Source organism: Paenibacillus sp. 79R4 (assembly GCF_013393165.1).
Lineage (GTDB): Bacteria > Bacillota > Bacilli > Paenibacillales > Paenibacillaceae > Fontibacillus.
Genome location: NZ_QJOT01000018.1, coordinates 53,620 through 67,695, shown reverse-complemented (window position 1 = coordinate 67,695; position 14,076 = coordinate 53,620). Strand labels below are relative to the sequence as shown.

The following is a 14,076-nucleotide window of genomic DNA, read 5'->3' as shown; positions in this document are numbered from 1 at the left end:
TTTCTGGTCTACGGGAGAAAATTCCCGCCGTTATGCAAATTTGTTGCTTCTCTTTTTAGCAGAAGGGCTGTCAATTCATCATAGCTCGCGGCCTCATAATGAGGACGATGCTCGGATTCGGGCGCAACTTTACGATGATTGAACCAGATCACATTCCAGCCGCCGTTTAATGCGCCGATGACATCATTGCGCCAGGAGTCGCCAATATAGCAGCAAGCTTCGGCAGGAAGTCCGAGCTTTCCGGCGACATGATCGAACAAACCGCGGTCCGGCTTCGTAATTCCGACTGCACCGGAGATGAAGATAAGCTCGGCGGGGATTGTTTCCTTAAGTCCCAGAGCAGCGATCTTCTTCATTTGATGCTGTGGTGGTCCGTTCGTAATCAATCCGACGGTAATCCCGTCATTCTGCAACTGCCCGATTAGCTCCTTGGCTCCGTCGAATAATTGGATCGTAAATTGATGCTGCAAATACTCCTCCTGCACCTTGTCCGCTTGCGTGTCTGTGACATGCAGGCCAAATTCCTCCAAGCTGAATTTAAATCGGTTACGCCGCATTTCCAGAAGTACAGTACCCTGAGTTGGCGTCCCCCCGGCTTGAGCAGACAAGTAATCGCTATAATATCTCATCCGATGATAAGCAGCCTCATAGGGGAACTGTTCAGGGGTATGAAGTACATTTTGCAAGGCTTGGCCAAACGGGACGAGATGATCATATAAGGTATCATCTACATCAAAGAATACGGCCTGCGGGGATAGAGCAGCTTGTGATGATGGCTTATTCATGTTCTAGAGACTCTCTCCTTCAAGTATGGTCTACTAGACATTATACCGGATGTAAGCACCAGCTGCTCAGAGGATATAGTCAGTCAGACGGGATTGCAAGGCTTAAAATCTCCGACTTGCGCCCCCGCCGCCTGAAGAACCTCCCCCGCCTCCGCTGAAGCCCCCGCCGCCAAATCCGCCTCCTCCGCCTCCTCGGCCGCCGCCACGGCTAAGCATCGCCAGCAGGAAGAGGGTCATCCGTCCGCCGAAGAAGATGAAATCGATCGCCAGGAAGACGACAACCAAGATAATCCAGCCGAGAGGCAAACCACCGCCCTCGTCACCTGGAGATTCCGGAACGGCTACATTTTGCGGGGTTAATTGATCCTCCACCCCGTATTCCTTGGCTACCTCATTGTAGAGTACCTTGTAAGTCTCCACGATGGCCTCGCCAGGCTTGTTCTGAACGAGATAAGGAATCGTGACCTGATCGAGGATTCGTCCAACCTTCCCATCGGGCAAAGCCCCTTCCAAGCCGTATCCCACTTCAATCCGCAGCGGGCGATTACCAGGTTCTCCATCCTCCATCGATAGCAGCAGCAGCACCCCGTTGTTCAATTTCTGATCGCCCAGACGAAACTCCCGGAAGGCTTGCAGCGCGTATTCCTCCACGGAATAGCCATCCAGTGAAGTCACCGTTAAAACGGCGATTTGCGCTTTTGTCTTATCCTCTAACGCCCGTCCAAGCCTGTTCAGCTCGTACATCTGATCGCTGGATAGCAGTTTCTCGAAATCCTGAACATAGATATCTCCGCGAGGAGCCGGTATTTTCGGGGCTGCATCAGCGACTAGACTGAAAGGGAAGAGCAGGGAGATAATTGCCAGCAGAAGCAGACCAGGCCGGAACAGATTCCGCAGAAGCCGCTTCGAGTGGCTGATCATGCGCTAGCACCGGCCATCGGTACGACTGCTGCTGCGAATACACTGTTGATTGGAGCAGACTTATCATCCAAGCGCAGCGACGTGTTTCCTGTGCCAAAATCAACCTGCGGATTCGTTCTTGATTCTGTGGTTGTCTCGAAATACGCCTTCTTATCGAAGCCCATCATTCCGGCGAGCAGGTTGCCCGGGAAACGCTTGATCAGCTTATTGTAATCGGCAACTGCATTGTTATAGTCATTCCGGGCAACGGCGATGCGATTCTCGGTACCTGACAATTCATCCATCAGCTGAGTAAATTGCGTATCTGCCTTCAGCGTAGGATAGTTCTCAACTACGACCAGCAAGCGGCTAAGCGCGCTTGAGAGCTGTGCGTCGGCATCTGCCATCTCGGCTGGGGTTCTTGCTCCTCCCAGAGCCGCGCGGGCATCGGAGACGGACTTAATGACTTCCTTCTCGTGTTCCGCATAACCTTTTACCGTATTGACCAGGTTTGGAATCAGATCATATCGGCGTTGCAGCTGTACGTCAATCTTGCTCCATTGCTGATCTACCGTCTCCTCCGCAGTGACATACGTATTATATTTGCCTGCGAACATGCCGATGAAGATGACGATTACAGCAACGATAACGATCACTGGAATTAACCAGCCTCTTCTTCTTGAATTCATCAGAATCTCTCCTTCTCATTTACTGCTAACAGTACTTTATGGGACTTGCACGTGAACTATTCATTTTTACGAATTAGAGGGTACATAGTTTCATAATTATTGAAAAAAACTCGATTTTCAGAAATTGAGAAAAATTTGCAAGAGGGATTAAGACCATGCGGGAGAATGATGGAGGATGTTTAAGAATGCCATTTATGAGCTGAATCAGGCCGCGCTGGATTGTAGTATTTTTGGCGTGAAGGCGATGTACTGGATTTCCCCTGAAAGGGTGAAACCTCTATACTAGAAACTGTGTTTATTAATCGTGACTATAACTTAGAGGAGATGACTTTGCTTGCGTAATCATGAGATGTTGGAACGCCGCAGTGAAATGCTAAAACGACGGATTGGTGAGTTGATCGCCAAGGAGAACCAATACGGATTAGGAAGACAAGAAAGTCACTTTCTGCAAATGTCCATCAGAGAACTGCATCAGACTTCGTTTGAGATGAATGGAAAAACTCAAGCCTAAGCAGCCTTTTGCACAAAAAAATCAGGGATATCCGCTGGTACGAAAATTCTGCGGATGATCCCTGATTTTTTTGTTGTTAGTGAATTTAAATTATAATAAATGCTTTGCGATAGAGATAAGAGCGGTAATCGTTACAATATTCAGCAGCGTCGAGATCAATACGGTCTGCGAAGCGAAATCAGGTTCGTTATTATATTCCTCAGCCAGAATTGTACTGTTGACTCCGGTTGGCATACCGGAAGCGATGAGCAGCGCTTGGGCGGGAATGCCTCGCATACCGAGTATCATAATTAAGGTGAAGCCAACCACCGGACCTATAAGCAAGCGGAGCAATACGCTGATATATACATCAAGCCGATCCAGCCGCAGCGGATATTTTATGATCTGTGCTCCAAGCGTCAGGAGCGCAATGCTGACCATCGAGTCAGCCATATAACCAAGCGGCTTCGAGACGAAGTTCGGCAGCGGCAGCTTCAGCACATGGAAGATCAGACCCAGTACGAGGGCGTAAGGCACCGGCATTTTTAGAAATCCGGTCAAGGCTGCCTTCAAACTGCCTCCATTCTTGGCTTTCTGTATCGACATTACGCCATAGGTGAAGGTGACGAGACTCTGGAAGGTCATAATGAGGGCCTGTAGAGACATCGCCAGAGGCTCTCCCTTGAAGGCGAGCTGATTAACCGGCAGACCGTAGTTCCCTGAATTGTCGAGCAGCAGGCTGTTCGTAAAAGCCGCCTTCATGCCTTGACTGAATTTCATCCTGCGGCTGACGAGGGAGCTGATTCCGTAGAGCAAGATAATATAGAGTACATAGAATAAAGTTACACTTCCGAGCAATTCCGCTGACATTTCCGATTGGTACATGCTAAGGAAGACGACCGCAGGGGTAATGTAATAAAAATTAATTTTGGCCAATGTGTATAGATCAAGCCGAAAGATACGGTGCATTACGGCCCCGATTCCGATTAATACGAAAATGGGCAGCACGACATCCAGCAATATTTCGATAATCATCTTGGTGGTTCATCCTCATTTCAAACTGTGTCCTTAAGCATAGCGGTTCAGAGGTTTATTATATCATGTATCTTTCGAAGATGGTTCGTTGTCATAAATCGTTAATACCTCCGAGCATTCGTCATGTTGGTGTACTTGCAATGTTCTCTTGAGAACTTCCGATTTCATCAATCACTATGAGCATTAACCGCTTTACTAAGAGCCGTTGCTTGTGTTTCTGTGACCCTGCACGAATCATTCAAAATTTTAGTTCGTAAAATGTTTACGAATTGTTCACTTACGAAGAGTTTCTTACTATCCCTATACTACAAGGTATGAAAAAAAGAAGGGATGATGGAATTGCCAACAACTAAGAAAGAAAGTTTACAATTTGGTTTAATTATGTGTTTTGGAATGGTATTATTTATGACTCTGTATAATCTTTACCTTAATGGAGGAATTGGGAAAATTACTTTCATAGAAGTAATATCTGATTTTTTTATTGGATTTGTTGTTGCTTTTATACTTGATATATTTATTGTAGGGCCTAATGCTAAAAAAATAGCGTTGAAATTAACCGAAAATACAACTAAAAAAATCTATACAGTTCTGGCCATATCAACATGCATGGTTTTGGGAATGGCGTTATTTATGTCTGTTTACGGGTTAGCTGCAACGTATATTCATAATGGTTTTACTTCTAACTCAGTGGTCGCAGATTATTTTTCAGTTTTTGGCAAGAATTTGATTATGGCATTACCTTTACAAATCATTATTATGGGACCATTAGTGCGTTATATATTTATAAAATATATTAAGTCCAATAGAGTGGATAAAGGATTGAATATCGAAAATTAAATGTAACACTTTACAAAAAAATAGGGGTCATAATTAGTCCCAGAAGAGGCTAAGCGGTGGGATGAAGATTTCCAGGATAATAAATGTCACTTTTGTTTCGACCTATATCGTACCGTACGGACCACTCTCTAGAAGTCAGTTGAAAAAGTCTGCATAAACAGGATTTCATCGGCGTCAGTTCTTTAAGTTTTTTTGAGTTCGCCTGGCACGACAGGCTGATTTGGGAGCCAACCTGTGTAGCGTGTCATGGGTACGCATGAGACGTGTACTGGTATCTTTGATCGTTCTGAATGATCAAGCCAGTCATGTCTTTTTTCTTTTTAAATACTCGTCAAAAGGTTTATAACATTCATATTGTTGCAGAATCTCATTTGGCAAGCAATGATTTCTTTCGTTCATAAGCCCCTTCATAGCAGAGAGGTACAGCCAAGTATCTCCAACTGATGTCGGTCACCCTTTTCGGTTAGGTAATTCTGCTGTGAAATCAAGCTGCAGTAGATTTTCAGCTACCTGATGAACCCAGCCATCTTCCTGAGGTTTCGACCTAAGCTTACGGCATATAATCGATTTAATTCCCATCACTTGCCTCAAGCGCAAAAGTTTTTTTAAGGATTATGTAAGGTTCGTTTTAAAATGCTGTAAGTTACAGCGATTATGATTACATTTGCGTTCATCAATAAGCAAGCTCATAAGGAGAGTTCATATGAAAACCGTACTTCAAGCAATCCATGTGAACAAAACCTTTGGGACGAAAGGAAATATCCCCCATTAGAAGTGCTTCAATCTAAATTGAGGGAGGCGGGTGTCCGGACGGAATGATTCTTTGAGCTTATAGGAAGATAAAGCGAGCGGATTAAGGAATTTGTGCACCTCAAGGAATAAGCTTAATTTTACTAAAAATCAAACATATCTAAGGAGAGGCTCCAATGAACAAACATATCTTCACTTCTATCTCCAAAAAAGTCATGACATATTCGTTGACCTTTACGTTGGCTGCTTGCCCGATCATCGGCGCGGGCCATGCTCTGGCAGCCCCGCTGGCCGTTTCACAGCAATCGATAGATGCTGCGGAGGTGCATACGCCCATTCAGTACCGGATCCAAGCGCGGCTGGACGAGAAAAACATGCATATCCAGGGCAGTCAAACGGTCACGTATCGTAACACTTCGAAGGATACGCTGAAGGAATTGGTGTTCCATACCTTTGCGGATGCCAATCGTACAAAAGCGACGCAGCCCGACCAGTTCCGGCATACCAATGAAGAAATCCAAAAAGAAAATCCTAAACTTAAGCCGGATATGTTTCTGGGCGGCATCGATATGAAAAAAGTGACGGAAAACGGGCAATCCTTAACATATAAGAATAAAAGTCAGGCTTTGACCGTTCACCTGAAGCAGGAGCTTAAGCCCGGCGAGGCGGTAACTCTGCAGCTCGATTTCGATGTGAAGATTCCGTATGGCTCCCAGCGTTTATCATATTACAAAGATATCATTAACGGCGCGCATTGGTTCCCGGTTGTGGCGGTTTATGATGAAGCCAAACATCAATGGAATAAAACGCCATACAGCACAACGTTTGAAACCGATTATTACACGTCCTCGGATTTTGAAGTTCATTTCAATGTACCGGACAAGTATCAGGTATTGATGCCGGGAACGATCACTACGCAGCAGGACAAGGAACCCGGGCGCAAGATTGTATCCACGGTGGCAAACAATACGCGTGAATTTGTCTTTTTTGCAAGCCCCAGCTATAAGGTGGAGAGCGTAACGCGCGATGGACTGACGATTGAATATTATTATTTCGACAACGCGCCGGGCAAGAAAAAAGTCATTGATCAATATATTGACAAAGCATTCAAAGCGATTCAATTTTTTAACGAAAAATACGGAAAATATCCGTACCCCGAATTTCGAATTGCCGAGTCGTATGTTGAAGGCGTTGCGGTGGAGTTTTCACGCCTGATTCAAATGGGATTGGCAGGAAGCAAGGTCAATCCAGATGACTATGTATTTGAACATGAAATCGCCCATCAGTGGTTCCATTCCCTGATCGGCAATAATTCGGAGACAGAATCATTCCTGGACGAAGGATTCGCTGATTTTTCCATGGTTTATTTTGCGGATAAGCAGGGAGATTTGGTGAACGGGTTTAAGTCGATTCAAGATGATAAATCCACCGCCAAAAAACCGATTGCTTCCACCAATAAAGAAGTTGGGGACGATGCGCACACGGTGTACTATAACAAGGGGCGGCAGGCGATCTACCAGCTATACCGGTTGGTCGGCGAGGAAAAATTTGATTCCTTTATGAAAGAATATGTTAAACGTTACGCACATAAAAATGCGACCATTGCCGGCTTGCTGCAGACGATTGAGGATACACTTGGCAGACCAGCGCGGGATGAAATGGACAAGGCACTGCATGAGCCGAATTTTGCGCTGAAGCCGGAATACCAAATGACCGAAGCTGAACAAAAAGAATATACGCGTGAGATGATTAAAAGGATGTATCATAATGCGTTGAGCCAAATCCCGGGGATTCCGTACGAAACGATGAGTAGAATTATAGGAAAGGTGTATGCGGGGGAACCGCTAACCGTCGTGCTGAGCGATAAGGTAGGAGCCAAGGCGAAAAAACAGCAGGAAGAGTTTTGGAATCAGATCGGGGGTGCGTTATCATTTTCAGGCATAACACCTACCGTTGTTACGGAACGCCAGGTTTTGAAAAAGAAAATGACCAAGGAGTTGGCAGGAAGTAATATCATCGTCATCGGCAACTCAAAGACGAATGGACTCATTCAGGCTCTGAAACCGGGTATCATTCAAAAATCCAAAGATATCGGTTGGGACTGGAAAAAGATGATGAATAAAAAAGACGGTGCCGGTGCTTATATTATCAAACATCCGTACAACCAGAACCGCCTGCTGCTTCATTTCTATTGGAACAGTGATGCACTAACGGACGAAATGGTCGAACCGTTTGGGGTACAAGCAGTGACTGCTCTTAGTTTCAGTTCCAATTATTATCAATATTACGAGATGGACCGTTCAGGTAAAGTGATTACGGAACGGAAGACGACGAACCCCTGGTCCAAATTTTTCGAGGAGTAAGTCCAGCTACGATAAGAGTTTATATAGCAATCGATAAGGTGGGGATGCTGGTTATGGTTTATGAGTTCGCAACTGCGGTCTCATAAACCAGGCTGACCCTGTGGCAATAAAGAGGGAAAAGCGTTGACACTCTCAAGTATTTTAGGAGGGCCTGCAGTTGTATGCATAACTCACAATCAGGGAGCGGGCGATTCAGTAAGCGGTTTATCAATAACCGATTTGTCCTTTTTTTGCTAATCCTGTTCTTGATCGGTTTGAATATCCTGATCTTTTATAAAATCTCCTTCGTCTTCCGACCGGTTGCCGTGCTGTTAAAAACGGTTCTTCCGCCAATCCTGCTTTCGGGTGCCGTCTTCTACCTGTTGAATCCACTCGTTAACTGGCTGGAGAAAAAAGGAGTCAAACGTGTTTTTACGATTGCCGTTCTATATCTGCTGATTATCGGCTTGCTTACGGTTGTTATCGTGTCTGTTATTCCACTCCTTCAGGAACAGATCATCCGGCTCATCGATAACCTCCCGAAGTATAGCTACGAGGTACAACGGCAATTTGAAAGTCTGATCGGAAGCGACTTCTTCCTCCAATTCCAGTCCGCGACGGGATTCGATCTGTCTACGATCGGAGACACCTTCTCCAAGCAGGCTACTACGATTCTAAATAACGCTTGGCATCGTATAGGCGGTTTTCTTAGTATTATTAAGGATGTCATACTCATCGTGGCGACTGTGCCATTTATTCTTTTCTATTTGCTGAAGGAGGGAAAGAAGCTTCCGCACTATATTCTCCAATTTGTACCAATCCGTCTTCGGGAGAGTATATATACAGTAATTACCGAAATGAACGGGCAGATCAGCCATTTTATTCGCGGGCAAATTATTGACAGTGTATGTATTGGCAGCATGATGTACGTCGGATTCCTTATTATCGGGCTTGATTACTCGCTGATACTGGCGTTGGTAGCCGCTTGCACAAGCGTCGTTCCTTATCTGGGGCCAGCTATCGCCATAACACCGGCCATTACTATAGCTATAGTTACATCGCCGGTAATGCTGTTTAAATTGCTCATTGTATGGGTTATCGTCCAGTTTATTGATGGGAAGCTTATTTCGCCGCAAGTTTTGGGCAAGACGATGCAAATTCATCCGATTACAATTATTTTTGTAATTTTGACTGCCGGGAATTTGTTTGGCTTTTTTGGGATATTGCTTGGGGTTCCGGGCTATGCTGTGTTGAAGGTGATTGTAACTCATTTATTTCACTGGTTCGAGAGCCACTCCCATTTGTATGATCTGAATGACCTGATCGAATCGAATGAGGACAAGCCGGATACAAAGGAAGATCCTCAGCTCATAAAAAAGTAGAAGCAATGAAGAAGCTCAGTCTGCAGGGACTGGGCTATTGTAATTTTCATATAGTATTTGAAACCGACCTCAACGGAACCCAATAGCCGATGATTTGGTTTTAAATGTTCTTCTGTCCCTGATTAACCGAGTAGGAGCCCAGATAAACTGCAAGGCGGCCAATCCGCCATTTTAACTTTTACATAACCTTTTTTTATTAACATTCCACTATACTGAAATACGGCAAAGCAAGTTCAATGTTCATATTATCTTGTTAGGTGAGGCTCCTATAGCAAACATAGGCCACTGCCCAGAAATATCGAGAGATGCCAATGGGTAGAACAGGAATTGCCGGGTTAAGGCTTTTCATAAGGTGGCTAAGATCACGTTTTTTCTTTACGTTGCATAGTGCTAAAGCTCAACTAGGGGGTTAAAGGCATGTTTCACATGCGTTCTTTCACGAGCCCCTCTAGGATTAGGTCCCAGAAGGGTTTTATTTTCGCAAACCAAGGGGAGAATAACATTGCGATTATACCTTCCTGCCCTCTTACCGACTACGTAACAGCTTACCGTGTAAACATGCAGAAGTCTGACCAGACATTGAGGTGAACAGGAACTACATGCTCTCCTTTGTGTTGGAAGGGCTTTTTATGGCTTCTAGTGCATAGGTAAACAAACCAGGTATATTCATACAAAGCGCTAGGAGGTATACAAAATGGTCAAACAAATTACGATTCAAGAATTAAAAAAGTGGTTGGTTGAAAAAAATCAAGAGCGTCTTTATGAGTTTCTTGTTCGCTATCAACCGTACGACATCGCACAAATGCTCCTTAAACTTGGGGAGTATGAACAGGCCGATCTGATCGGCAGCCTCTCCGATGAATTAGCAGCAGAAATTTTAGAATATGTCGATCCCGATGTTCAGTATCATATTTTAGATCATGTATCCAAGGGAAAAACGGCTTTGATTCTAAATGAGATGTCAAGTGACAAGGTTGTCGATCTCCTGATAGCCATTCATCCTCACCAAGCTCAAACCCTTCTTAAGTTCCTGCCGGAGGAGCATCGCAAGAAGATCGAAGCTTTAATGCGGTATCCTGAAAAAACAGCAGGAAGTCTTGCCACCGTTGACTATATAGCGGTAAGAAACAATTGGACGGTCGAACATACTCTGCAGCACATTCGAAAAGTCGGGCAGGACGCGGAGATGGTCTATTACATCTATGTCCTTGATTCCAGCGGGATATTGGTTGGGATTGTCTCGCTCAAAGATACGATTCTTGCCACCGAGAACACTTGCATCGAAGTAATCATGAAGAAGGACATGATTACTGTCCCCGCCCAAATGGACCAGCAAGAGGTCGCAAATCAGTTGTCCAACTATGATCTCATGGCTCTTCCGGTCGTTACTGAAGAACAGCGGATGATCGGAATCATCACTGTTGATGACCTCATAGATGTCATTCATGAAGAAGCCACCGAGGATATTCAGAAATTAGGGGGCAGCGAACCTCTAAACGAGCCTTACTTCGAGGCCTCCTTATGGAGCATTTTCAAGAAGCGTCTCCCTTGGCTGCTCATATTATTTATCGCTGAAGCTTATACAGGAACGGTGCTGAAACATTTTGAAGATACGCTTGAAGCGGTCGTTTCACTGGCTTTTTTTGTTCCATTGCTCGTTGGTACGGGTGGAAATACGGGTACGCAGGTTGTTGCAACGATTATTCGCGCGGTTGGCGTTGGAGAGGTCAAGTTTAGAAATCTATTTCGCGTCATTAAGAGAGAGGCAACAGTCGGGGTATGCTTGGGCCTTGTAATGGGCATAGCAGGCCTCATCCGTGCTTCGATACTGGGCGTTGGCTTTGAGGTTGCGCAAGTTGTAGCCATTACCATGTTATTTATTGTCATTTGGTCTTCAATTGTAGCCTCTGCCCTGCCGCTGATTATTAGAAAGCTAAGACTTGACCCGGCAGTCGTCTCCGGTCCATTCATTACAACATTTGTGGATGGTACGGGGCTTGTGATTTACTTCATGGTTGCGAAAACAATATTGAATCTGTAAATCAATTTATTTTGTGAAAAGTAGATGAGAAAAAAAGTTTGCTGAACAAGTTAATGAGTGGGCATCACAATCCATAACCATGGATTATCCCAGTCCATTATGGGTGGGACGCAAACCGAACAACCGTGGGGGAATGAATGATGAGACGAAAATGGATTGCAGGCACGCTTGTTATACTTTTTATTGTAGCCATAGGTACAGCCGTGTTCGCCCGGGGAAGCCTTTCTTTCCTGTCCGGCTTTGGCCAGGAGTCAAAAACCGAATCCAAAGAAACAGCCTTTTATTCGCAAACCTATTTTATTTTTGATACTGTCGTTAACGTAAAGCTATATGGCGAACATGCCAAGCCAAGTCAGCTTGAATACATTAAAGATCTGATGGAAGACATGGATCAAAAATTGAGCCGGACGCTGGAAACTAGCGAGATTTACAGAGTGAACCAGGCAGCGGGCAAGCAAGCAGTTCGTGTATCCCAGGACACATTTGACGTGGTGCAAACAGCCTTGGATTACGCTATAGATACGGGCGGATTATACGATCCGACCGTCGGACCGCTCATCAGCTTATGGAATATTGGCAACGAGGGGGCGCATATACCTTCCGAACCTGAGCTTAACAAAGCTGTGCATCTGATCGGCTACAAGGATGTAGAGATAAATTCCAAGGAACGCACCATCAAGCTTCTTCGGCCGGGTATGGCGCTTGATCTGGGGGGAATCGGTAAAGAATACACCGCCAACCGGATTGCGGCGTATTTGAATTCCCAGCAAGTTGACAGTGCGATAATCAACCTTGGTGGCAGCAGCATTATAGCGCTTGGCAGCAAACCGGACGGGCAAAGCTGGAATATTGGGCTGCAGGATCCCGACAAAGCTCGTGGGGAGGTGCTCGGCCGAGTGCTGATCAAAAATAAAACAATTGACTCATCCGGCGTTTACGAACGATTTTTCATTGAAAATGGCGTAAGATATCATCATATCATGGACCCACGGACAGGCTATCCGAGCCGCAGCGGGCTGAAAAGTGTTACGATCATTTGCGATTCGATGTCGAACAACGCCCCATCTTCCACCGCCGTATTTATTATGGGCCTTGAAGAGGGCATGAAGGTTATTAAACAGCATTTGGGGGTTGAAGCGCTTTTTATTACGGAAGACAATCAGATTTATATGACACCAGGGCTAAAGGAACAAATTCGCTTCACCAATCCGAACTATACCGTGAAGACCATCGATTGACCACCTATAATAGAGAATTTAGAATTTTTCAGGCTGCCTCCTTGGCAGCCTTTTTTATTGTAGACTTTGCTCCAGTTGAGTAAGTGAAACAAGAGTGATGTTCTATAAATGGTGGGGTTCACTCACACGGGGCATAGATTTGGAACGAAACTCAAACGGAGTCTTGGATCCTTGTAATCCAATCGAATATCTATCAGCAGTTTTGCTTATAGGACACGATGGTATTGGGGAGCCTAAAGTAAAGGAGTGATTTTGCAATGGAGCTAATTAATTCTGTACAAAGCTTAGTGGGAGAAAATGGGGATTTTGGTCAGCGTACACTGGAGTACGGCAACCGAACTGTCCATCTTTTTTACTTTAAGAGCGTATGTGACAATAATAAAATTGATGAACAACTGATTAAGCCATTTTATGAAAACCCCCCTCGTTTTATGGAATATTTATGCTCATTTTCAGGGAATAAAATGGTGGACGAACCTGAAAAGGCCGTTAAAACGATGCTCTCAGGATATGTTTTGATCATCTTGGATGGAAATTCTTCAATTCTTGCCGTAAATATGCTCCAATTTAAAGCAAAGTCTTTATCCGAACCCATGACCGAAAAGGTTTTGCTTGGTAATCAACATGGATTGAGTACAGATTTAGATGTTTCACTAAATTTGATTCGGAATGCATATCGGAAATCGTCATTTTGGATAGAAAATCGTACTATCGGGCTTCTTGATTCCACCAAAATATTGGTTCTCTATGACAAGGATTTGGTTGACCCATTTATTCTTGATGAGATGAAACAGCGTTTGGATTCAGTTAATTTGAATGTTGTGATCGATATTCGTGAGCTGCACCAGCAATTGAGCCCAAGTCGATGGAGCCTATTCCCGCTTTACTTGATTACAGAACGTGTGGATCGTATTCTGAAAAATATCCAGGATGGAAAGGTAGTTGTTCTGATCGAGGGAAGCCCCTATGCCCTAATTGCCCCTTCAGTACTCTTTGATTTTTTTGCGTCAATGGATGATTTCAGCGAAATATCTATTCTGAGCAAGTTCATGCTTACACTACGTTATATTGCTTATATGCTTACTGTAATTACAGCCCCCTTTTATATCATGGTTGTTCAATATGAACCACAGATACTTCAATCTAAGCTTGCTATGCATATCGCAGGGAGTCGTTCCATGGTGCCGTATTCGGCTGCCATCGAATTGTTGTTTATTATGCTCATGGGGGAGTTTCTAGTTGAAGCATCTCTCCGGATCCCGAGTTCAATCGGTCAAACAGCCACGATCGTAGGTGGCCTTATTTTGGGGGAGGCGGCGTCCAAAGCTGGTTTCGTGTCAGATGTTATAATCATTGTCCTGGCTATTATGTCTGTATCCAGTTTTGTCATACCCATCAATTTGATGGCCATTTCTAACCGAGTGATCAGGTTCCCACTGGCAGTGATAGCCACCTTTTTTGGCGTCCCTGGTTTTCTTATTGGAATGATGGGTCTGCTTGTTTACCTCTGCTCGCTCCGAAGCATGGGACAGCCTTACTTCCGATTGTTTACCCGAGAAAAAATTCACGAAAGAAAAGAGGGATAGC

General features: G+C 44.7%; 11 protein-coding genes and 1 riboswitch. Of the genes, 7 read left to right on the top strand and 4 right to left on the bottom strand.

Going from position 1 to position 14,076, the window contains the following annotated elements:
• Window positions 1-8: 8 nt before the first annotated feature.
• The 3 genes from DMN77_RS20375 to DMN77_RS20365 all read right to left on the bottom strand — a co-directional run bounded on the left by DMN77_RS20375 (window position 9) and on the right by DMN77_RS20365 (window position 2,374).
• Window positions 9-785: an HAD family hydrolase gene (locus DMN77_RS20375; protein WP_179016158.1), complete on the bottom strand. Its 777-nt coding sequence runs from the start codon at window positions 783-785 to the stop codon at window positions 9-11.
• Window positions 786-887: 102 nt separating this feature from the next.
• The gene (locus DMN77_RS20370) at window positions 888-1,706 is read right to left on the bottom strand and encodes a TPM domain-containing protein (RefSeq protein WP_082790189.1); all 819 of its coding nucleotides are present in this window, start codon (window positions 1,704-1,706) and stop codon (window positions 888-890) included.
• Window positions 1,703-2,374: a LemA family protein gene (locus tag DMN77_RS20365; RefSeq protein ID WP_082790188.1), complete on the bottom strand. Its 672-nt coding sequence runs from the start codon at window positions 2,372-2,374 to the stop codon at window positions 1,703-1,705. Before DMN77_RS20365 ends, DMN77_RS20370 begins: the two co-directional genes overlap by 4 nt.
• 334 nt (window positions 2,375-2,708) lie before the next feature.
• Here DMN77_RS20365 and DMN77_RS20360 point away from each other — a divergent pair, with 334 nt between their 5' ends.
• Window positions 2,709-2,885 carry a hypothetical protein gene (locus DMN77_RS20360; RefSeq protein ID WP_179016131.1) on the top strand — a complete coding sequence of 59 codons (177 nt, stop codon included), beginning with the start codon at window positions 2,709-2,711 and terminating at the stop codon, window positions 2,883-2,885.
• Window positions 2,886-2,975: 90 nt separating this feature from the next.
• Here the strand turns inward: DMN77_RS20360 and DMN77_RS20355 are convergent, their stop codons facing one another.
• Complete coding sequence (locus DMN77_RS20355) at window positions 2,976-3,899, bottom strand: AEC family transporter (protein WP_068782384.1); 924 nt, start codon at window positions 3,897-3,899, stop codon at window positions 2,976-2,978.
• 339 nt (window positions 3,900-4,238) lie between these two features.
• Here DMN77_RS20355 and DMN77_RS20350 point away from each other — a divergent pair, with 339 nt between their 5' ends.
• The 6 genes from DMN77_RS20350 to DMN77_RS20325 all read left to right on the top strand — a co-directional run bounded on the left by DMN77_RS20350 (window position 4,239) and on the right by DMN77_RS20325 (window position 14,075).
• Window positions 4,239-4,736: a DUF2798 domain-containing protein gene (locus DMN77_RS20350; protein WP_068782560.1), complete on the top strand. Its 498-nt coding sequence runs from the start codon at window positions 4,239-4,241 to the stop codon at window positions 4,734-4,736.
• Window positions 4,737-5,662: 926 nt separating this feature from the next.
• Window positions 5,663-7,849, top strand: coding sequence for a M1 family metallopeptidase (locus tag DMN77_RS20345; RefSeq protein ID WP_179016157.1), 2,187 nt, complete (start codon window positions 5,663-5,665; stop codon window positions 7,847-7,849).
• A gap of 161 nt (window positions 7,850-8,010) precedes the next feature.
• A complete protein-coding gene (locus tag DMN77_RS20340) occupies window positions 8,011-9,210 on the top strand; it encodes an AI-2E family transporter (protein WP_179016156.1) in 1,200 nt (399 codons plus the stop codon).
• A gap of 242 nt (window positions 9,211-9,452) precedes the next feature.
• A riboswitch (M-box (ykoK) riboswitch) is annotated at window positions 9,453-9,626 on the top strand.
• Between the two features lie 296 nt (window positions 9,627-9,922).
• A complete protein-coding gene (gene mgtE / locus DMN77_RS20335) occupies window positions 9,923-11,251 on the top strand; it encodes a magnesium transporter (protein WP_372776305.1) in 1,329 nt (442 codons plus the stop codon).
• 137 nt (window positions 11,252-11,388) lie between these two features.
• Complete coding sequence (locus DMN77_RS20330) at window positions 11,389-12,489, top strand: FAD:protein FMN transferase (RefSeq protein WP_179016154.1); 1,101 nt, start codon at window positions 11,389-11,391, stop codon at window positions 12,487-12,489.
• 257 nt (window positions 12,490-12,746) lie between these two features.
• Entirely contained in the window at window positions 12,747-14,075 is a 1,329-nt protein-coding gene (locus DMN77_RS20325; RefSeq protein ID WP_179016153.1) for a spore germination protein, read from the top strand.
• The last annotated feature ends 1 nt before the right edge of the window (window position 14,076 follow it).

Coding starts and splice junctions, on each gene's coding strand:
- DMN77_RS20375 (WP_179016158.1), bottom strand. CDS start 785: ATGAATAAGCCATCATCACAAGCTGCTCTATCCCCGCAGGCCGTATTC.
- DMN77_RS20370 (WP_082790189.1), bottom strand. CDS start 1,706: ATGATCAGCCACTCGAAGCGGCTTCTGCGGAATCTGTTCCGGCCTGGT.
- DMN77_RS20365 (WP_082790188.1), bottom strand. CDS start 2,374: ATGAATTCAAGAAGAAGAGGCTGGTTAATTCCAGTGATCGTTATCGTT.
- DMN77_RS20355 (WP_068782384.1), bottom strand. CDS start 3,899: ATGATTATCGAAATATTGCTGGATGTCGTGCTGCCCATTTTCGTATTA.
- DMN77_RS20345 (WP_179016157.1), top strand. CDS start 5,663: ATGAACAAACATATCTTCACTTCTATCTCCAAAAAAGTCATGACATAT.
- DMN77_RS20340 (WP_179016156.1), top strand. CDS start 8,011: ATGCATAACTCACAATCAGGGAGCGGGCGATTCAGTAAGCGGTTTATC.
- DMN77_RS20330 (WP_179016154.1), top strand. CDS start 11,389: ATGATGAGACGAAAATGGATTGCAGGCACGCTTGTTATACTTTTTATT.
- DMN77_RS20325 (WP_179016153.1), top strand. CDS start 12,747: ATGGAGCTAATTAATTCTGTACAAAGCTTAGTGGGAGAAAATGGGGAT.